Source organism: Psychrobacter sp. H7-1 (assembly GCF_904846585.1).
In the GTDB taxonomy this organism is placed as follows: domain Bacteria; phylum Pseudomonadota; class Gammaproteobacteria; order Pseudomonadales; family Moraxellaceae; genus Psychrobacter; species Psychrobacter raelei.
This window is the reverse complement of record NZ_CAJHBH010000026.1, coordinates 1-21159: the sequence shown is the minus strand read 5'-3', so window position 1 is coordinate 21159 and position 21159 is coordinate 1. Positions and strand designations below refer to the sequence as shown.

Here is a 21159-nt window from a genome sequence, read left to right as displayed (position 1 = left end):
GCAGTACTGAACAGTGTTGCATTTAATGTTTTTAGTTAAGTACATAAGAATTCAAATATAGGGTGTAAGTTTTTAGAATATCGAGCATAACAATAGACGTTTAGGAGTAATTTAATGAGACATTACACACATGTGCTTTCTAATGGACATAGCTGGTTATCCAGTCGTGTCCTTTTATTGGTGGTGACATCGTCACTCTCGTTAACGCTAGCCGCTTGCAGCCAATCTAATACCAGTGGCTCTGATTCTCAACCAGTAAAGGTTGAACAGTCTGCTACCCAGAATGCACAAGTACAAAATGAAAGTTCTGCTCCTACAAATGCTCCCGTTAACAGCTCGTCATCATTACTCAAAAACGTCTCAGCCACGGTTTATAAAGATGCCAACTGCGGCTGCTGTAAAGAATGGGTAGGCTATGCCGAAGGTCATGGTCTAAGCGCAACTGCGCAAGACGTTACAGATTTATCTTTATTTAAAGAGCGTTATGGCGTACCACAGCAAATGCGCTCTTGTCATACCACCGTTACCACCGACGGTTTTGTCTTTGAAGGGCATGTCCCTGCTAAACACATGGCTGAATTCTTAGCAAATCCTCCTGCACAAGCTATTGGACTTGCCGTACCGAGTATGCCGGTTGGTAGCCCCGGTATGGAGTATGAAGGTAAATTCATGCCTTATAAGGTAATGCAGCTTAATAAAGACGGCACCACAGAAGTCTATGCTGCTATTGAGTCTCCTCAGCAGCAGCTGTAGTGTTGGCTTAGATGTGAATAGATTCTGTTAAATATCGAAAATGTTATAACTATAAGCTTAACCACCATCTCTCAAATTAAATCAGGTTATCATTATGAATAAAAAGAACATACTGAACCGCCGACGTTTTTTAACCGGATCCTCTGCTGTCCTTGGTGCCTCCTTGATGCCGACTATTGCTAGTAGCGCATTGGGACAATCGAGTCGCTCAGGCAGTCAGGGCGCTACTATTAACAGTGATAAACCCGATCATAAAGTACCCATACTGACAGGCAAAGAGTTTGATCTTTATGTCAGCAAAAAACCCATCATTGTTGATGGCAAGTCAAGCACGGCGACGCTCATTAATGACTCATTACCAGCGCCAACGCTAAAAATGCGCGAGGGCGATACGGTAGTGATACGCGTCCATAACCAAATGAATGAGTCGACCTCTATTCATTGGCATGGTCTACTAGTACCGTTTGAGATGGATGGCGTGCCCGGCATTAGTTTTGATGGTATACCAGCAAATAGCACCTTTACGTATAAATTTACGCTGAAACAATCTGGCACTTATTGGTATCACTCGCACACTGGATTCCAAGAACAAACCGGTATGCGCGGGGCCATCGTCATTGAGCCGAAAGGGCGCGAACGTCATCCTATCGAGGAAGACCATGTCATTTTGCTCAGTGATTGGACGCACCGTGACCCGCACAACTTGGTTAAACTATTAAAGCAACGCGCAGACTTTGATAATTATCATTTACCAGATTTTAAAAAGCTACTGTCCGATATTGCCGCAACAGATCTAAAAGCTGCTTTTGATAAGCGCAAAATGTGGAATCAGATGCGCATGATGCCGACAGACTTTACTGATCTGTCTGGTGAAAAAACCTTTACCTATCTGATGAATGGTAAAACCACAGCGGCTAACTGGACGCAACTTGTCAAGGCTGGACAGCCTGTCAAACTACGTTTTATTAATGGTTCAGCGCAGACGATATTTGATGTACGCATCCCCGGCCTAAAAATGAAAGTCGTCGCGACGGATGGGATTGATGTCAGTCCCGTCGATATCGATGATTTCCGTATTGGGGTGGCCGAGACTTATGATGTCATCGTGACGCCCACTAAAGACGCGCATACCATATTTGCTCAAAACATAGATCGGACAGGCTATGTTGCGACAACGCTTGCTACCAAAAAAGGTGCTCGTCCTGCGATACCTGCTATGGACAAAGTCGAATGGCTGACGATGGCCGACATGATGGGCGCCATGGGATCGAATGGCTATAACGCTAAACATGCCAAAACAGAATATGACTTTAAGTCCGATATGCGTGTGGACAGTCCGCGTATGAACCTTGATGACCCTGGTATTAATCTACGTAACATTGATAGAAAGGTTTTGAATTATAGTCAGTTGCGCTCTGTCGGCGATGAGATAATGGCAGAGCAGCGCAAACCCACCAGAGAGATTGAAATACATCTGACGGGAAACATGGAGCGCTATATTTGGGCTCTAGACGGGGTTATGTTCAAAGATGCCGCACCGGTCAATATTAAGCCGGGTGAGCGCGTACGTATTACCTTAGTCAATGACACCATGATGAATCATCCCATGCATTTGCATGGTATGTGGAGCGATCTGCGGATGCCTTCAGGTGAGTTTCAAGTACGTAAGCATACGATAATGGTACAGCCTGCACAAAAGATAAGCTTTGATGTCACCGGAGAAGCTGGCAGATGGGCATGGCATTGCCACTTGCTCTATCACATGGAAGCAGGGATGTTTAGAGAAGTTGCCGTTGTTTAATAAACCTTCGAATATGAGCCTTATTATGAAAATATATAAAGTAGGTCTACCGTTTATTGGCATGTCATCTTTGATGCTACTAATGTCACCTTTAGCAAACGCTGCTGAGATGTCGAACATGGATCATGGCAGTATGGACATGTCTGGTATGGATATGTCAGATATGGATCACAGCAGCATGGACATGTCTGGTATGGATATGTCAGATATGGATCACAGCAGCATGGATATGTCGGGCAATATGTCAGATATGGACCATAGTGGCATGGATATGTCAGGCGATATGTCGGATATGGATCATAGTGGCATGGATATGTCAGGCATGGACCATGGCAGTATGGATATGTCAGGCATGGACCATGGCAGTATGGATATGTCAGGCATGGATCATGGCAGTATGGATATGTCAGGTATGCAAGGTGGCGAAGCACCAGCCGATGCTCGAAGCCCTGACTACTCGAACGGTGTTCCCTATGGTCGCTTTGGTAAGCCTGTGATGATGGATAGCTTACCGTTATGGGGCGTATCAGTAGACGATTTGGGCTATCAATTTGACGATGATCAAATCAATTATGAGTTTGATACGTGGTACGGTACAGACAGCAACCGCGTAACGCTACGTAGCGAAGGTAGTATCCAAACTAAAGATGATAAAGAAATTGATAGCTTAACCTCACTATCTTACTGGAAGCCACTTAGTATTTTTTGGAATGGGGAAGCCGGTGTTGCTTATGATACCGAAAATGATAAATCTGCCGTGATGGCTGGTATTGCAGGCACTGCACCTTACTTCATCGAAACCGATGCTAGAGCTTATTTATATACTGATGGGCAAGTTCGTCTAGATCTAGGTGCGGAGTATGAGTGGCGCTTAGATCAACATTGGGTAGTGATTCCAGAAGTAGAGCTGACGGCATTTAGCAAAGATGATACAGATAACCATATTACTAAAGGCTTTAATGAGTTTGGGGCTGACGTTAGGCTTACTTACGAGATGTTAAGTCGTCAGCTCGCGCCTTATGTGGGTATCAGCTATGAGACCGCTTTAGGCAACGCAAGAGATTTGCGACGTCAAGAAGACGAAGCTGTTGATTCTAGTAGCGTTACAGCTGGTGTGAAATTTTGGTTCTAGTGTTAACCATGTAAGTAACAACAGTTTATAACACTAGCTCTAAACAAAGGCACCTCTTTATTTAGGTGCCTTTTTACTAAATTAAGGACAAGAATATGAATAACCATATGGATAATAAACAGAAGCAAATGAACCCTTATGTAAAGTTCACAATCATGATTTTAACATCGACAGTCGTGATGTTTATCATGATGTATTTTAATACTTATCAATGGGATCACGTTTATTTTAGCGAAACCAGAGCTTATATGGCGTTATATATGGGCGCTATGATGGCTATTATTATGCTCGCCTTTATGACCAATATGTATAAAAAGACTAAGGTCAATCTAATGGTTTATGGGATTAGTGTCGTGCTATTTGCCTTTGGTTTATGGGGCGTTAGATCACAACAAACGGTCGATCAAGTGGATTGGATGCAGGCGATGATACCGCATCACTCGATTGCTATTTTGACCAGTTCGCGTGCTGATATCGAAGATCCACGTGTACGTCAGCTTGCTGATGACATTATCGAAGCACAAAAGCGTGAAATCGGTGAGATGCAAGCACTTATTGATGAGTTGGAATAATATATTATGATACCAATAAGTAAGCTCTTCTTTAAAAACTATTTACTATATCGCGTCTTTTAATTCTAACTATACCTACTCCTTACTTCAAAAATAACCTGTAAAACTGAAGTTCTACGAAGAAATAGATTAAGGTCGAATAAGTATGAAGCAAGATAGAACGACTCGCTATCAGAAGGATAGTTTGACATTATCAGGAACAGTTATGCTAGGTACCGGTGTCATGATCGGTGCTGGTATTTTCGCTCTGACCGGTCAGATGGCTCAGATGACGGGTTCGCTTTTCCCACTTGCTTTTCTAGCCGCCGCAATCGTTGTTTCTTTTAGTGCCTATTCTTATATCAAAATCTCTAACGCTTACCCGTCGGCTGGCGGTGTTGCAATGTACCTGCATCAGGCATACGGAGATCGTTTACCGACTGGATTTAATGCCCTGCTGATGTATTTCTCCATGGTTATAGCGCAGAGCTTTTTGGCCCGGACGTTCGGGTCATACACTATGCAGTTATTCGGTGGCGATGACAGCGGTCGCATGGTATCCATCCTTGGCGCCGCGCTTATTCTTGCTGCGTTCTTTATCAATTTACTTGGTAATCGTTGGATTCAGGGGGTTGCATCGGTTATCGGTATTATAAAAATTGTCGGTATTCTTATATTCGGGTTGGTTGGTATCTGGCTAGCTGATAGCTTTGCAGTTGATTCTTCTACATTAGGTGACACTAATACTGTTGGTGACTTTCTTGGCGCAACGGCGCTAGGCATACTGGCATTTAAAGGCTTTACCACGATTACCAACAGTGGCTCGGAAGTAAAAAATCCTCATCGCAACGTCGGCCGTGCCATTGTAATATCAATCGCAATATGCGTAGTTATTTACACTCTAGTCGGTTTAGCGGTGTCTAGTAATCTATCTCTTGCCGAAATCATCGAAACTAAAGATTACTCCTTGGCTGCCGCCGCACGCCCAGCACTTGGCGACTATGGTCTATGGTTCACAGTTGCAATCGCAATGGTAGCTACCGCTGGCGGCCTCCTTGCTAGCATCTTCGCAGTCTCTCGTATGCTTGCTATGTTGACTGAGATGAAGCTGGTGCCTCATCGTCATTTGGGAATGCCGGGAAGCGTTCAAAAACATACGTTGGTCTATACTGTGGTGTTGGGTTTAGCTTTTACGACGTTATTTGACTTATCACGAATTGCAGCGCTTGGCATTGTTTTCTATCTAATTATGGATATCGCCATTCATTGGGGTGTTTTGCGATACCTTCGTCAGGATATAAAGGCGGTGATGTGGGTGCCTATAGTGGCCATACTTCTTGACCTGTTGGTTCTCGGCGGTTTTGTCTGGATTAAACTAAACTCAGATCCATTCGTACTTGGCGTAGCAGTCGTCACTATTGTAGTGATTGCTGTGGCTGAGCAGGTTTACCTGAAATCTTCAGCGAGGAAAAAAGCTATCGAAAAAGATACGCTTGCAGACCATCATTGACAGTAACATCAAAGAGTTTACAGAAAATTGTTTGGTTAAAAATTGCATAGATTTAAGCGTCTGCTTACTATCTTCAAGAATTGATTTCATGCAATACGATATTCATAAAGACAACAGGGAAAGTAAGCTATGAATGAGTCATTTAATCACGCTGGAACTTGGGGTCTCGCACTAATTGTTATTGTTCTGATTTCTTGGTTCTTTTACCGTTATTTCGTACCAAAGAACTGGCGTGAATGGGCGGGTGCTGGTGTAGTTCAGGCTTTCATTATTGCACTTTACGCAGAAATGTATGGCTTTCCGCTCACTATATATTTATTAGTACGGTTTTTTGGTTTGGACAGCCAATATGTCAGCGCTAGCTTATGGTCGACCCTTGTTGGTTTAGGTGAGACAGGCATGATGATCTCAATGCTACTCGGCTATGCTATTGCATTTTTAGGAGTCGGTCTTTTTGCTCAAGGTTGGCGCCAAGTCCACAAAGCACGAGGGGAAAATCGTTTAGTAACTGATGGACTCTATGCCTACGTACGTCATCCTCAGTACACCGGGTTGTTTATTGCACTGTTCGGTGAGGGTGTGGTGCATTGGCCAACTCTGTTTTCAATCGGTCTGTTTCCAGTGATTGTGCTTGTATACACATGGTTAGCTCGACGTGAGGAACGGCATATGTTTGAAGAGTTTGGTAAAGACTACCTTACTTACAAACAGCAAGTGCCAATGTTTATTCCTCAATGGGGTCAATGGCGTCAACTTGCCGCCGCCGCACGAGTTAAAAAGTAATATCAATACAGGATAAAGCTTTAATTCATACAAATCCTTAGAGTTAGCATGGTTAGATACGATTGGTTATCTTGAGCTTGAACCACATCATACAATAGTGAGGATTACTAAGATGGTCAAATCAAACTTAACAACAAGTACTTTAAGGATTGCCCCTGTTGGCAACAGTGTATCGTTGTTTCTACTCATTAGTTACCTGTTATGCATAGGCTTTGGCTTACTTGCACCCGAACAGATAGCGATGCACGAAGCTTGGGCACCTCTACTACCTGGCTTTGAGTGGTTGACGTGGACAGGTTTTCTAATTGGGTTTGTCGAATCGTATCTTTACGGTTGGTATTTCGCAATCTTATTCGTGCCATTATACCGTTGGTTCGCCAAAGTGCGCTAAAGATATTGATATATTAACAGTCAGTAAACCTCTTCGGTTCGAGTAAAAATTAATTGAAGAGTTGGAGTGATCACAGTTTAGACTGAGGAGAAATCATAATGAATGGGTCAATGCATGGCATGATGAACGGCTCAATGATGTATGGCATGGGCTGGGTTATGATGCTTATCTGTTTGTTATTCACCCTACTATTTTTCGCAGTACTAGTACTAACAATCATGGCACTGCTCAAGTATTTGCGTGATAAAAACTAAATTCCAATTGAAAAGTATAGAAATTATTTTTTAGAGGTTTTTAGATTAATGATTAGATGAATAGCAATCGAGGATTGATGATAGTGCTTTAATAGTTGTACTTATTATCAATATTTATTGTCTTCAAGGAGTGGTTTTATGAAACATATTGCCGATGAAAAATCTATCAAAGGTGGTCAGTACGATAAAGTACCGGAAAATTATAGCGGTACGGTCTATATTTGTCCTATGCATCCAGAAGTAAGAGATGTTGAAAAAAGTGACTGCCCAATATGTGGCATGTTTCTTAAACCTGAAGACGAGGTTGCTGAATCCAACAACCATGAAGATAGTCATGCGCATTGTCATGGAGCGGATGCTAATAATAGTAATGAGGTAAATTCTGTCGAAGACGATAAGTACGACAAGATACCGGAAAATTATAGCGGTACGGTCTATATTTGTCCTATGCATCCAGAAGTAAGAGATGTTGAAAAAAGTGACTGCCCAATATGTGGCATGTTTCTTAAACCTGAAGACGAAGTTGCTAAAGATGATAGTCACGCTAGCTGTCATGGAAAGGATACTGATAGTAGCGGAGTAAAATCTGTTAAAGGCGGTAAATACGATAAAGTACCTGCTGATTACGATGGCACGGTATATACCTGTCCTATGCATCCTGAAGTGAGAGACGTTAGAAATAGCGGTTGTCCGATATGTGGTATGGCGCTTGAGCCCGAAACGCTTACTATCGGTGAAGAGGACACCTCAGAGCTTGACGACATGACTCGTCGTTTTTGGATATGTACCGTGTTGACTGTACCGCTATTAATATATGTGATGAGCGGTATGTTTGGAGTTGACTTTAGTCAGTATGGTATACCTTCACAGGTTTTACAATGGGCTGAGTTAGTGCTCGCGACCCCTGTAGTGCTTTGGGGCGCCGCCCCGTTTTTCGTTCGTGGCTGGCAGTCTATAAAAAGCCGCAATCTAAATATGTTTACTTTGATTGCGATAGGCGTAGGCGCTGCTTATATTTTTAGTATTGTCGCGACCTTTTTTCCCGATATTTTCCCAGACAGTTTCAGAGATGCCTCTGGTCAAGTCGGAGTCTACTATGAAGCAGCAGCTGTCATTGTAACCTTGGTGCTACTGGGTCAAGTATTAGAGCTCAAAGCCAGAAGCCAAACTTCAGGTGCGATTAGAGCTTTGCTTGAGCTCGCACCACCAACCGCAAGACGTGTCGATGAAAACGGTGAAGAAGTCGAAGTCTCGCTTGATGAGGTCGTCACTGGCGATAAGCTACGGGTTAAACCAGGTGAGAAACTACCCGTAGATGGTACAGTGATCGATGGTAATAGTAGTGTTGATGAATCAATGGTGACGGGTGAGCCAATCCCTGTATCAAAAGTAGCAGGAGATACAGTGACTGGTGGTACGGTAAATGGCACCGGAACGCTATTAGTCGAAGCGGTCAATGTTGGAGCAGATTCAGTATTATCTAAAATTGTACAAATGGTTGCTGAAGCCCAGCGTAGCCGCGCGCCTATCCAGCGCTTGGTAGATCAAGTGGCGGGTTGGTTCGTACCTATTGTTATTGTCAGCTCTATCATAACCTTTATTGTCTGGGCGATATTCGGCCCTGAGCCCGCTATGGCCTATGCCTTGGTTAACGCGATTGCGGTACTGATTATTGCTTGTCCTTGTGCCCTTGGTCTAGCGACGCCGATGTCCATTATGGTTGGTACCGGCAAAGGCGCGCAAAACGGCGTCCTCATCAAAAATGCTGAAGCGTTAGAGAGTATGGAAAAAGTCGATACCATTGTCGTCGACAAGACCGGAACACTAACCGCTGGTAAGCCCGAGCTTACCGCAATTGATGCGCAGGTAGGTCAAGATGAAGACGAGTTCCTCGCATTGGTAGCCTCAGTAGAAAGCGCTAGCGAGCATCCTTTAGCAGAAGCTATCGTTAGAGCAGCTCAAGAAAGATCACTCATTATTCCTAAAGCTACTGACTTTAATTCGACTACTGGCGAAGGCGTACAAGCCGTGGTCGATGGTAAGAAAGTCGCTATTGGTAACTCTAAGCTTATGGAAAGCCTAAATAGTTTTGATAATGAGCTGTCCACTAAAGCTGATGTCCGTAGAAAAGACGGTGAAACGGTAATGTTTGTGGCTATAGACGGTAAAGCTGCTGGTATTATTTCAGTTGCTGACCCTATTAAACCAAGCACTAAAGAGGCTATTTCACTGCTTCATGACGCAGGTTTAAAAGTTGTGATGCTAACCGGTGACAACGAAAAAACCGCGCAGGCAGTCGCCAATAAACTAGGTATTGATGAAGTTCATGCGGATGTCTCACCAGAGGATAAAAACCGTATCGTCAAAGAAATGCAAGACAGCGGTAAATTGGTCGCTATGGCGGGTGATGGTATCAACGACGCACCAGCGCTAGCGCAAGCTAATGTTGGTATCGCTATGGGAACCGGTACCGATGTGGCGATGGAGAGTGCGGGCATTACCCTGCTAAAAGGTGATTTAATGGGCATTGCCAAAGCTTATAAGCTTAGCCACGCCACCATGCGCAATATCAGACAGAATCTGTTTTTTGCCTTTATCTACAATGCACTTGGTGTTCCTATTGCCGCAGGTGTGCTCTATCCCATATTTGGGCTTCTGCTCAGTCCGATGATAGCAGCGGCAGCGATGAGCTTGTCGTCATTCTCGGTGATTGCTAACGCGCTGCGATTGCGCCGTTTGAAACTATAATTCTGGTACGGTAAAAAGTGTTCTAAAGCACACTGACACATACTGGTCTAAACAAGATCACAAAATATAAGGATACCGTTATGGGCAGCTTTTCTATTACACATTGGCTGATTTTATTGGTCGTAGTGGTGGTCGTATTTGGTACTGCCAAGCTTAAAAATGCAGGTAAAGATTTAGGCGGTGCGGTGAAGGGTTTTAAAGAAGCGGTCAAAGATGAAGAACCCGAGAATGCTCGCAAAAATCATGTGCTTAGCCATGAAAATAGTACGCCAGCTGCAAGTAATGATTTAAATACGCGTGTAGGTAATCAGGCTGATGATATGGAAATCAGCCCTATTTCCACTGATGACCAGCCTAAAGTATGAAGCGCGCCGCTTATAAATAGCGGCACTAAGTAGTCTATTAATATATGTGACTGTTATGTTTGATATTGGGTTTTCCGAATTACTCTTGTTTGGCGTCATTGCTTTAATCGTATTGGGCCCAGAAAAACTGCCGCAAGCCGCACGTACCGCTGGGCAATGGTATGCCAAACTGCGCCGTACAGTATCCACTCTACAATCTGAAATAGAAGCTGAGCTTGATCTAGCTGAAACACGTCAACAAATGCAAAATGAACTTGCGAAAATCCGTCAGACCGAGTCGGATATGAAGCGCGAATTAGCAGAAATGCGTGGCAGTATGCAAAAGTTTGAGCAGTCACAGAACCAAAGCCTAGACGCTTCACATCAGTCAATCACCCCTTATGATAAAGACCATCAACAGAATACTACCTCCTCGTTCATTAAACAGGAGGCGGATCAGTGAGCCTATTTAAACGGCAAAAAAGCCGACAAGAAAAAATAACAGATATAGAGTTTGAGGCGCCAACAGATACAACACAGAATAGTGAGTCTGGAGATACGTTAGGTACGCTTGGCGATATGCCTATTACCGGACATTTAATCGAGCTGCGTACGCACTTAATAAGAATATGCGTGGTCGTCTTAATTATATTCTTAGTATTGGTGGGATTTTCACGCGAGCTTTATAATCTTTTATCAGACCCATTAGTGGCGCAGTTACCCATCAATTCGACCATGATTGCCACTGATATAACGTCAAACTTTATGGCACCCATTCGCTTAACGATATTCGTCGCCGCATTTTTAGCAATGCCTTATATCCTGTATCAAATTTGGTCATTTGTAGCTTCCGGCTTATATAAAAAAGAGAAGAAAATTGCCATTCCTGTACTGCTATCTTCGATATTTCTATTTTATGCTGGTGTTGCTTTTTCCTACTTTGTCGTACTCAAAGGGGTATTGAAATTTTTTATTATGTTCGCTCCGCAGAACGTTATACCAATGACCGATATTGACAGTTATCTGAGCTTTGCCCTCAAGCTATTTATGGTGTTTGGACTGACTTTTGAGATTCCAGTGGTTACCTTATTGCTGATAATGGCCGGAATCGTTTCTACTCAAATTTTAGAAGATAAGCGTCGTTATATCATAGTCGGCTGTTTTGGGATCGCCGCGGTAGTGACACCGCCTGATGGTGTATCAATGCTGTTGTTGGCGATTCCTATGTGGCTATTATTTGAGCTGGGTTTACTCTTAGCAAAGATATTAATTAAAAATGAACGAAATAATGATTTAGTCTCAGGGAATGAAACATTAGAAAGTAGCTAGCACTACTTAAACACGCCAAGAACCTTTTTTACTTTTTACTTTTTACTAGAGTATGTCAGCGTGAGTACTCTACTTAGCGACGGACTCTAAATGGAACACCCAACTAATAACAACGAAAAAAATGACGGTCTTGCAAATCGACTTAACCAAGAGTGCTACTGCATTACCCTTGATCGTAAAGCGCTTAATACAAGCCTTCAAGATCAATTGGTAGAAACTAGAAACAATCCAATAGGAGCGAACGAGCTTAATAAGCTTTTTTCAACAACACCCGTGTTCGTTCCCAAAACAGAGATAGAGGCGATGGAGCGAATCGTCAGGGCTATCGAGTCAGCTGCCGAACTGCCATTGTATCAAGAGCAAGTGCTGTCGTGGGCACCAGAAATAGCTGCTTTCGACCCAGGCCCAATAGGGGCCCTCATGGGTTATGACTTTCACTTGGGTAGCGATGGACCTCAGCTCATCGAGGTCAATACTAATGCCGGTGGCGCATTTCTGAATGTGTTGCTCGCTCGCGCACAAAAACGCTGTTGCAACCCCTCAGAGCAAAGCGCTGCAACCAATCAAATGCTAGATAGGTTCGAGGAAGCAGTGTTTGACATGTTCAAACAGGAATGGCAGCGACAGTCCGCTGTTGCTATGCCCAATCGGATAGCCATTGTGGACAATGACCCCGAGAGTCAGTTCATGTTCTTAGAGTTTGAGTTAGCCTGTCAACTGCTCCAAGCTAGAGGTATTGATACTGTGATACTTGATCCCTCTGAACTCGAGTATATCGACGGTACGTTAACAGCCCATGGCCAGAAAATCGATATGATTTACAATCGGCTTGTCGACTTTGCATTTGAGGACCCTGACCATGTATTGCTTAAGCAGGCTTATTTAGAGGGTGCTGTGGTAGTGACACCCAATCCCCGCGTACATGCTATGTTGGCCAATAAGCAAAACCTGACATTGCTATCAGACTCCCAAATATTGCGCTCTTGGGGTCTGGATGAGGCTGCAGTGGAGTGCCTCGAAAGGTCTGTACCGAGGACTAAGATTGTATCAAGAGACGATGCAGCAGAGTTGTGGCTTACTCGGCGGCAACTGTTTTTTAAGCCAGTTGCTGGTCATGGAAGCAAAGGCGTTTATCGCGGTAGCAAACTGACTCGACGCGTCTTCGAAAATATTCTGGATGAAGATTATATCGCACAGACCTTTGTCCCTGCAGGAGAGAGATCACTCAAAATTGATGACATCGTAACAACAAGAAAGGTAGATATACGTCTTTATACGTATGGCGGAAAACTGTTACTACCTGCTGCGCGTGTGTATCAAGGTCAGGTGACTAACTTCCGTACGCCAGGCGGTGGATTCGCGCCTGTCTTTCAGGTGTGATCGTCTAGGTCTTATTTAGATGGCATTAGGCTGTTATAAGTCCGGTTAACTAATTGGTGGTGTGTCAAAAAGTATGCTGATTAAAACTTGAACAATTTTTGAAGCCTTGAAAGCCCTATAGAATCAGAGAACTTAGCATAGATTTCTTATTGACTTCTATCACCAGCATACTTTTTAGAACACCACCAGATATCCATATAGCGTCTGATTATATTCAAAGTTTATTTGGTAATATCCAATCGCTAATTGAATCAAATGATATTGTAGAAATCAAAAAAATATAGCTGTATTCGGACGTTATGATGAAGTATTCTTCAAATTAACATAGAGACTTAGAAAGCTAACATAAAAATGGGAGCTCTAAGCTCCTATTTTTTGAGTGAACCGTACCGGGTTTGGAGACCCTCCGACATAGTGTCGTCTAGCCCTGCTTTAACACCCGATAAACCGTAGCTACCCCAACACCAACCGCCTTAGCGATCTCCTCTTTTGTCATATTGTTTTGACTGGCTAATTCTTTAATACGATTGTGTTTCGTTGTATTAGGCTTCTTACCAGTGGGCTTATAACCACTGTTCGCCAACCCCTGCTTAATACGCTCTCTACGCTTATCGTTATCAAGCTTTGCCATCGTTGCTAATAAGTCGATCAGCATATGGTTAATCACTGTTAGGATCTCACCTGTCATGCCTTTACTTACCGTATGCGTAGTTGGTAGATCAGCCACCACCAATCGCAAGCCTTTGTCTTTGATGCGCTGCTTTAGAATTGCAAAATCATCTTGAGATAGCCTGCTTAATCTATCCACACTTTCGACCAACAGAATATCGCCTTCCTCAGCGTCATTGAGTAACAGAGTGAGTACTGGTCTATCAAGCTTCGTACCACTGAAATGCTCAACGTACTCAACATGCTTATCATCATAGCTTTGGCTAAAGCTAATCAAGTCAGACAAGGCTCTCTTAGCGTCTTGATCCTTAGTACTGGCTCTCACATAAATACGAACAGTCATAACGCCACCCCTATCACTTAGACTTAATAATTAATGTTCATTGATAATAGACAGATATTACTATCATTTAATATTAGAAACAAGTCTACTGATAGATAAATTATCGTTTAGAGGATTTACGTTTTAGGTATAGGCTAATGATAGGAAAAAAGCACAGCAGCCAGTCTTATAATTCAAAAGTCTGTTATAGATGGTTCCATGCTAACAGTCTGCTTTAAGTAGTCTGTTAATATGTTTGAAGGGTGAGATAGCTGGTTCCGCTAAGGTATAGCTTTTGAAACCATTTTTCTTTATATTGTCACTTAGACAGGCTGGGCATTTGATGTATAGTGTCATTTGCATTTCACTATTTATCAATTTCTCAGCCTGTTTTTTTTCAGCCTACTTTTTGAACCACCACCCGGATATAAATGTAGCTATGAATAAAACAACTTTTAAAATATCGAAGATGGACTGCCCTTCGGAGGAAAACCTAATCCGAATGAAATTAGAGGGCCACTCGAATATTGAACATCTTGAGTTCGACATTCCTAACCGTCAATTAACTGTGTTTCATCATGACAATATAGAAGGGATAGAGACTGCTATTCATGACCTAAAATTAGGAGACACCCTACTCTCGACCGAAACCATTGACCCCTCTGATCCCAACAATAATTTTAAAATTGATGCTGACTCTAGTCACAAAAAAGATGCTGAGCAAAGAAAGCTACTATGGATAGTGCTGGTCATTAACTTTGCTTTCTTTATTATTGAAATGAGCACGGGACTGATTTCTCGTTCGATGGGGTTGGTCGCCGACAGCTTAGATATGTTAGCAGATAGCTTCGTGTACGGAATTAGCTTATTTGCGGTCGGTGGAACGGTCATTAAGAAAAAACGGATTGCTAGAATTGCCGGATATTTTCAAATTACGCTAGCGATTCTTGGTTTTTTAGAAGTACTAAGACGTTTCTTTGGCAATGAGCAGTTACCTGACTTTTCTACCATGATAGTCATATCGATTCTTGCGCTAATTGCAAACTCGATTTGCCTCTATTTACTACAAAAATCGAAAAGCAAAGAAGAAGCCCATATGCAAGCCAGTATGATTTTCACTTCAAACGATGTGATTATCAATTTAGGGGTAATTGTTGCAGGGATTTTGGTTAATTGGTTACACTCTAGTACGCCTGATTTGATTATTGGTAGCATCGTATTTGCTTTAGTTATTCAGGGCGCCTTTAGAATATTGAAGTTGAGTAAGTAGCCAAGCCTAATAACTGAAGCAAATAGCTCAAGTAAGTAGCTTAATTAAACCGCTAAGTGTAAAGTAACTGGGTTTGAAGCAAATAAACATCATAAGGATATGAGACCTCAAGCAATGATTGAACAAACTTTAAATCTAGTCACCACCAAAGACCATCAGCAAGTTGCCGTTTGGCGAATAATAGATGATGAAGTCTTTGATAAGAATCTGGGAGACCTTCCTAAATTTTGTGTAAGTATTTAATCTAAACGTCAGTTACACAGAATCTGGGATGGTCTCTTCAAGTCCTCACTAGGGAACCGCGCATTCTGCGCATAAAGGTACATTATGGTAAATGGTTTTAGATAGAATGATTCGGTTTCATTGGATCCATTGGGGCATAGCCTGTTGATAAGTTATTAAGACAATTAGTTGTTACGAACAGGTTTGTACAATTGAGCCTTGAAACTTTATAATGCTCAATGAAATCATGAGGTAAAATGTGTTGTGATCACGGGCAATAAGAAATTACCTCACGAGAAAAGTATACAGTCCAATTAAGGTTATTGAATGAAACAATATCTAGATTTATGTCAACGTATAGTTGATGAGGGTGTATGGGTCGAGAATGAACGGACTGGAAAACGCTGCTTAACCGTTATTAATGCTGATTTAAACTACAATGTAGGCGCTAATGAGTTTCCTTTAGTGACTACTCGAAAAAGCTATTGGAAAACGGCTATAGCAGAGTTATTGGGGTATCTACGTGGTTATGATAGCGCAGCTCAGTTTCGAGCTATTGGATGCAATACATGGAGTGCCAATGCCAATGAAAATGAAGCTTGGTTAGCTAATCCTTATCGTAAAGGTGAGGATGATATGGGCCGAGTATATGGTGTACAGGGCCGCAGGTGGCGTAATTCAGTAGGAGAGGAGTTTGACCAGCTTCGTAAGATTTATGATAACTTGCGGAATGGTATTGATGATCGAGGTGAAATCCTAACTTTCTATAATCCAGGTGAGTTTCATATGGGATGTTTGCGTCCTTGTATGCATACCCATACGTTTTCATTGTTAGGAGGAAAGCTATATCTAACTTCATCCCAACGTTCCTGTGATGTGCCATTAGGTCAAAATTTCAATCAAGTCCAGGTTTTTACTTTACTGGCTTTAATGGCTCAAATTACGGGCCACGAGGCCGGAAAAGCTTATCATAAGATCGTAAATGCACATATTTATGAAGATCAATTACAATTAATGCGTGACGTGCAATTAAAACGCGAACCGTATCCAGCCCCTAAACTTCACATTAACCCTGAAATTAAGTCTCTCGAAGATATTGAGACATGGGTAACATTGGACGATTTTGAAGTGGAAGGGTATCAGTATCATGAGTCTATCGCGTATCCATTCTCAGTTTGATACAAATATAAATTAAAAGTTAAGAAAGATGATAAATTTCTGTTAGGCATAAAGTATTAATATATGTGATTTATGCTATAAGGTATATATTTGTTAGCTAAGCTCTTGCTAGCTTTTAAGTACAAGGAAATTAAGTTTATACTTTTTATAGCATAGGTAGTTTTCGATAGATTAGTGCATCAGCTGGTTCGGTGTTGCATCTTTTAAAGCTAACATTTGTCTCAGTTTTTTAATCTCCTGTCTAGCTTCTAATAACGACCTTTTATCTGTATCAGATTGTGTTTTATAAAAATCTCGTGACTCTCTCATTTTTTGTAACCGTTTATCTGAGTGTTGAGCGACTCTTTTTATATCTTGATATTCATTAAACCAGTAGATAACCTCATTTTGTGCTTGAATCATTTTTGCTTCAAGCGCATTCTTAACATCAGCGTTATCTATAGCTTTTTTTTCTTTACGCGATTTCTCTTCAGCTTTTCTGATATCTTTGATCTGATTTAGCTTTTGGACAGGCCAACCACGGTTTGTAATAGTATTTCGATGAATACCAGTCATCTTCGAAAGTTGCGCTATAGTGGGTTTTAGTTTTTTATTATTTTCAAGATCTATTAGGGCAATATTTAGAGCAGAAGTTATTGCTTCATAGTCGTCATTATTTTTTTGATCATAAGCTTCATTACTCATAGTTCGATTGCCTCACCAAGATTTTCCAATACCATTTTGGCCTCGTTCATTGCTGATAGAATTTGCTCTCGATTGTCTGAATATTCTGGTTTATTGAGGTTGGTTTTATTTAACATGTAAACTTCACGCCATTTAGGAGCATGCTTAGTAGTTACAACGGCTTGTTTGCATCGAGCTGGGTTACAACGCAGTGAACCAATACATGGTAGGCTTGAGTCATACTCTTCTGCTCTACCACCATAGCAAAGCCCTTGTCCCATATAGACCATGGCAACCCCTTGATCTACCATAGCCTCATAAATCTCATCCTCTGTGTATCCTTCAGCCATATATCCACTAAACGTCTTGATCAGACCTTTTTTATGCTCACTCGCTTTACCACCATAATATGTACCATTTGGATTATGGGCAGTTTTAATAGCATCTAATTCAGCTGCTCGGCGCAGTGATTTCGTATCACCTTTTCGGTTGCCGTCTTTTGACAGCATCTCACCTATATCACCGTAGCCTAACGTAACTGACGAGGTGGCGCCAGTAGATGTGTACTTAGAGATGCTCTCTACAAAATGTTTCAATTGAAACGATATAAGAGGCAATCCAACTTCAGCCTTAAACAATTGATATGTTAATGTGTGTCTTAACATATATGGATTGAATTTTAGTTCTTTAGCAACTTTTTCGCCTAAGAGTTGGCTAATAAAGTTATTCATTTGATACACGATACCAGTACTAGTCATTGACTGGGGGGAGTTATCAGGTTTAACAGTATCTACATTAGAAATTAAGTAGGGCGACGCCTTAATTTTTGAGATATACGAAGCTGCTAATACTGCATCCTTAACAATTGGTATAGCTACCCATCTGTCGTCAAACAAACCTGTACTAACTTCATCTTTATGCTTTTTGACCGTACTTTCAATCAGCCAGACGGAGTCACTTTGAATTAAGCACGAACAATCCTGAACTCTTATTTCTGATAGTTCAGATGGTCTCATACCTGTATATTGACCCACTAAATACGCGCAGGCATACGCTACGAGGTTAAAGTATTCTCTAAGATTATCTAACTTGTAACCACGTTTTTTCAATGCGTTACGTAAAGTTCGTCCACCCATGACACTAGAGTCTTTTTTGAGCATCCAATCATAGGGTTCAATTATGTTTGTAATGAAACTTGAAGGATAGCCTTTAGTTCCTAATCTCATAGCAATATAAGCATTTAAAATTTCGTGGGTTACTCCTTCTTCGTTTGCCCATGAAACGTGGTTGCTTGTATTAAATCTTTCTAAGGAGTTAGGATCTGATATCTTTGCTGAAGCTCCTATAGCGTTTAAAAAGTCCACTATGATAAAGGAAGCCATTTTCGAGAGAGATTCAAATACCAGATCTGGCAGTACTTGTTCTTTTTTCGAAGTATTAGTATTAGCAAGTCTCTTCCATTTCAGGCTATTTAACTCTACATAAGCGATAGGTTTTTCAAATACATACTGAACCGACGCTGGACTGCGTAGATATTTGAAAAATTTATCTAGCTCTACACCTTTTACGCGATCATAGTTTTCAGCAGCTTTGGAATACAGTTCGGGTGTTATATCGGAGAGTGTTCTGATTTTTTCCTGAACAAACTCATAGCCTAGCTCATGAGATGCCTGTTTAAATATTTCATTAATAAACGTTAATCCATTTTCAAAAATTGTAATTAAAGTGTTTGCTTTTAAGACTTTTTTTGTTCGACTTTGGCCTTCCTTACTTTGAAGCTTGAAAATCGAATTGTTTAGCAGAGCCAACTCCAATATAACTTTAATTTCTGTTAAAACGAATATTGGGATCTCTGTATACTTTGAAAAATTAATGCGGAGCTTTGCTCCCTGGACATTTTGTGCAGCATTAGGATAGTCGTTATTAAAATTCCAACACATGTCAGAAAACTTTGATAATTTCGATACAGGTTTGTCCATAAGGTACGTCACATACTCTATGTCATCTGTGTAATTATTTTGAAGGTGTCTCTTCTTTTGAACTGTAGCATGGTCTAGAGCATCTAAAACATATAAACGATGTTCTGCAAAACCTGTTAATACATTCAGCTTTTTTTCATAGTCCATTAGATTACTCCATCAACTAGTGTGGTCGTTTCAATGTATTCTGCTAAACGCCGTCCATTTTCTAATTCTTCTAAGGAAAAATTAGATAGTTCAGGTTCTGTAATACCTTTTATCAGTTCTAAATTCTCTGAAATAACATGCCCATAGGGTGTATCCATGACACGGGAGTGCTCTTTCAAAAGCGTATAGTCACGCTTCATTGCAAAAATTTCAGGCAGATTCTTAGCTGTAATAATGACATTGTCACAACCCAAACATTTGTTATATTGTGAGCATGGAGTACCAGGTATGTAGGATGAAAGATTTTTTACAAAATCTGGTGGGTCAAAAATATTTCTGCATTCAGCTAGAGGAGTATGAAAGGTTGTTACCAACTCATCATTTTTTTTGGACTCTATATCTTCTGGCACTTTCTCAACTTTTTTATCCAGAGTCGATTGATGTATCTCTTCTAATTCATCATTTATCTTCATTCTACTCATGGAGTTAAAATCTAGAGAATCTATATAACCGAGAGTTGTTTGGAGTGAGGAGTGACCCAACATGAGTTGAATTTCACGTACAGTTACGCCATTTCTAAGCATCTCACTAACAAATGTTGGTCTAAACCGACTTATTGTAAGAGTTAGGGGATCTCCTGCATCATTTTTTAAATTATATTTCTTAACAAACCTGGACAAACTAGCTCCCAATGCTTTTGCATTTTTTTCTTTGTTTCCTAATAGTGGAGATACTCTGCCGTGCTTTTTTGTACTATTCGACTGATAGATGAACAACCTATCTTTAAAGGCATCATCTTCAATATCTTGTCGAAAACTACTCGTCAATTGGACTAATTCTTCAAAAATAATTTTTATAGACTTAGCTTGAGATGACGTAAGCCATGTCAGTTCTGCATTAAAAAGATCGAGGTGGTATTCTTTATGACCATCAGACCTTTCTTTCCAATATCTAAGACAAGGCCGCGATGTTGCCGGATGGGAATCTACATAATCGTTTATATCAAGAGAAAGTAAAGGATTTGCATTTAAACCAGTAATTTGAGCAAGCCTTAAAACGTAAGGCGTTAGTGTATCCATATTTATCATTGGGGTAATGCCCCAGTCGTTGTATACCTCTATCAAACCCTTATCTGAATCATTAATAATTCTTAAGAAAGACTTCTCAATAGGTGATTTAGCTGTATTGTAATGAACTGGCTTACACATTAAGCGGTTTTCAAAGAGCCATCGCGCATTCTCTAGTGTCGAAAGGCCTCTAATGACTGAACCCTTTTCGTCCAAAGGATTGCTGCCTAAACCCGTTTTCTTATAAGGTTTGAGGGCTTTTCTAGATTCGCTCAATCCTTTTTCAATAGCCTCTAATATTCGAAGTCGCTCGTTCATTGTAAATGGCTTTTTAACATCTGTTTCTCTAGTTGTAGCAAATCCATTTATATTGAAAAAGCTATATTCTATATCGCGTACTTGAGTCAGCCGATTCAATGTTATACGGACTGAACTCAAAACTGTATTTGCATGATGACTTGATATTTCTTTATTTATTACCTTGCCCTCTAAATATTTCCGATATCTAGATAATAGGTGTTCATCAAAAGTTGTTACGTGAACCGCCCCGGGATTGTCGGAGACTCATTTATCTGAGAGAATACGACAATGAAAACACGAAACTATACCCCCGAAATGAAAGAGCGCGCCGTCCGTATGCTAATTGAAGCTAAAGACGACTACCC

General features: G+C 41.2%; 19 protein-coding genes and 2 pseudogenes. 16 read left to right on the top strand and 5 right to left on the bottom strand.

Annotation, left to right across the window (positions count from 1 at the left end; all coding sequences use genetic code 11):
• Positions 1 to 114 precede the first annotated feature (114 nt).
• The 14 genes and pseudogenes from JMX92_RS08775 to JMX92_RS08715 all read left to right on the top strand — a co-directional run.
• Complete coding sequence (locus JMX92_RS08775; protein ID WP_105244296.1) at positions 115 to 753, top strand: DUF411 domain-containing protein; 639 nt, start codon at positions 115 to 117, stop codon at positions 751 to 753.
• A 94-nt stretch (positions 754 to 847) separates the two neighbouring features.
• Positions 848 to 2554, top strand: a complete 1707-nt coding sequence (locus JMX92_RS08770) for a copper resistance system multicopper oxidase (RefSeq protein WP_201545234.1) — start codon at positions 848 to 850, stop codon at positions 2552 to 2554.
• A 25-nt stretch (positions 2555 to 2579) separates the two neighbouring features.
• Positions 2580 to 3686 carry a copper resistance protein B gene (locus JMX92_RS08765; RefSeq protein WP_201545224.1) on the top strand — a complete coding sequence of 369 codons (1107 nt, stop codon included), beginning with the start codon at positions 2580 to 2582 and terminating at the stop codon, positions 3684 to 3686.
• Positions 3687 to 3781: 95 nt separating this feature from the next.
• Positions 3782 to 4258, top strand: coding sequence for a DUF305 domain-containing protein (locus JMX92_RS08760; RefSeq protein WP_037059145.1), 477 nt, complete (start codon positions 3782 to 3784; stop codon positions 4256 to 4258).
• A 145-nt stretch (positions 4259 to 4403) separates the two neighbouring features.
• Entirely contained in the window at positions 4404 to 5747 is a 1344-nt protein-coding gene (locus JMX92_RS08755; RefSeq protein ID WP_227697516.1) for an APC family permease, read from the top strand.
• 129 nt (positions 5748 to 5876) lie between these two features.
• Positions 5877 to 6530 (top strand): methyltransferase family protein, encoded by a 654-nt coding sequence (locus tag JMX92_RS08750; protein WP_201545222.1) that lies wholly within the window; start codon positions 5877 to 5879, stop codon positions 6528 to 6530.
• A 112-nt stretch (positions 6531 to 6642) separates the two neighbouring features.
• Positions 6643 to 6921, top strand: coding sequence for a DUF5676 family membrane protein (locus JMX92_RS13735; protein WP_223334650.1), 279 nt, complete (start codon positions 6643 to 6645; stop codon positions 6919 to 6921).
• Positions 6922 to 7019: 98 nt separating this feature from the next.
• Positions 7020 to 7175, top strand: a complete 156-nt coding sequence (locus JMX92_RS08745; RefSeq protein ID WP_156770962.1) for a hypothetical protein — start codon at positions 7020 to 7022, stop codon at positions 7173 to 7175.
• A gap of 138 nt (positions 7176 to 7313) precedes the next feature.
• Positions 7314 to 9923 carry a copper-transporting P-type ATPase gene (locus tag JMX92_RS08740; protein ID WP_201545220.1) on the top strand — a complete coding sequence of 870 codons (2610 nt, stop codon included), beginning with the start codon at positions 7314 to 7316 and terminating at the stop codon, positions 9921 to 9923.
• Between the two features lie 80 nt (positions 9924 to 10003).
• Positions 10004 to 10288 carry a Sec-independent protein translocase subunit TatA gene (gene tatA / locus JMX92_RS08735; protein ID WP_011959992.1) on the top strand — a complete coding sequence of 95 codons (285 nt, stop codon included), beginning with the start codon at positions 10004 to 10006 and terminating at the stop codon, positions 10286 to 10288.
• Between the two features lie 55 nt (positions 10289 to 10343).
• Positions 10344 to 10730, top strand: a complete 387-nt coding sequence (gene tatB / locus JMX92_RS08730; RefSeq protein ID WP_036599454.1) for a Sec-independent protein translocase protein TatB — start codon at positions 10344 to 10346, stop codon at positions 10728 to 10730.
• Positions 10727 to 11596, top strand: coding sequence for a twin-arginine translocase subunit TatC (gene tatC / locus JMX92_RS08725; RefSeq protein ID WP_011959994.1), 870 nt, complete (start codon positions 10727 to 10729; stop codon positions 11594 to 11596). Before tatB ends, tatC begins: the two co-directional genes overlap by 4 nt.
• Before the next feature lie 303 nt (positions 11597 to 11899).
• Positions 11900 to 12976, top strand: a complete 1077-nt coding sequence (locus JMX92_RS08720; RefSeq protein ID WP_102076315.1) for a hypothetical protein — start codon at positions 11900 to 11902, stop codon at positions 12974 to 12976.
• 188 nt (positions 12977 to 13164) lie between these two features.
• Positions 13165 to 13260: pseudogene (locus tag JMX92_RS08715) on the top strand (antibiotic biosynthesis monooxygenase); the annotation flags it as partial.
• A gap of 137 nt (positions 13261 to 13397) precedes the next feature.
• Here JMX92_RS08715 and JMX92_RS08710 read toward each other — a convergent pair.
• Positions 13398 to 13988, bottom strand: coding sequence for a recombinase family protein (locus tag JMX92_RS08710; protein WP_189586930.1), 591 nt, complete (start codon positions 13986 to 13988; stop codon positions 13398 to 13400).
• A gap of 267 nt (positions 13989 to 14255) precedes the next feature.
• A pseudogene (locus JMX92_RS08705) lies at positions 14256 to 14330 on the bottom strand (IS1 family transposase); the annotation flags it as partial.
• Positions 14331 to 14406: 76 nt separating this feature from the next.
• Between JMX92_RS08705 and JMX92_RS08700 the strand changes: the two are divergent.
• Together JMX92_RS08700 and JMX92_RS08695 are read left to right on the top strand one after the other, a co-directional pair.
• A complete protein-coding gene (locus JMX92_RS08700) occupies positions 14407 to 15237 on the top strand; it encodes a cation transporter (protein WP_087814222.1) in 831 nt (276 codons plus the stop codon).
• Positions 15238 to 15786: 549 nt separating this feature from the next.
• The gene (locus JMX92_RS08695; RefSeq protein ID WP_201545216.1) at positions 15787 to 16638 is read left to right on the top strand and encodes a thymidylate synthase; all 852 of its coding nucleotides are present in this window, start codon (positions 15787 to 15789) and stop codon (positions 16636 to 16638) included.
• A gap of 171 nt (positions 16639 to 16809) precedes the next feature.
• On the opposite strand, the gene JMX92_RS08690 is transcribed toward JMX92_RS08695, so the two are convergent.
• From JMX92_RS08690 to JMX92_RS08680, 3 genes are read right to left on the bottom strand one after another with little or no spacing between them, the layout of a single operon-like run.
• Positions 16810 to 17322: a hypothetical protein gene (locus JMX92_RS08690; RefSeq protein ID WP_201545214.1), complete on the bottom strand. Its 513-nt coding sequence runs from the start codon at positions 17320 to 17322 to the stop codon at positions 16810 to 16812.
• The gene (locus JMX92_RS08685; RefSeq protein WP_201545212.1) at positions 17319 to 19427 is read right to left on the bottom strand and encodes a site-specific integrase; all 2109 of its coding nucleotides are present in this window, start codon (positions 19425 to 19427) and stop codon (positions 17319 to 17321) included. Before JMX92_RS08685 ends, JMX92_RS08690 begins: the two co-directional genes overlap by 4 nt.
• Complete coding sequence (locus tag JMX92_RS08680) at positions 19427 to 20932, bottom strand: tyrosine-type recombinase/integrase (RefSeq protein WP_227675323.1); 1506 nt, start codon at positions 20930 to 20932, stop codon at positions 19427 to 19429. The genes JMX92_RS08685 and JMX92_RS08680 overlap by 1 nt, the downstream gene beginning before the upstream one ends.
• Positions 20933 to 21159 lie beyond the last annotated feature (227 nt).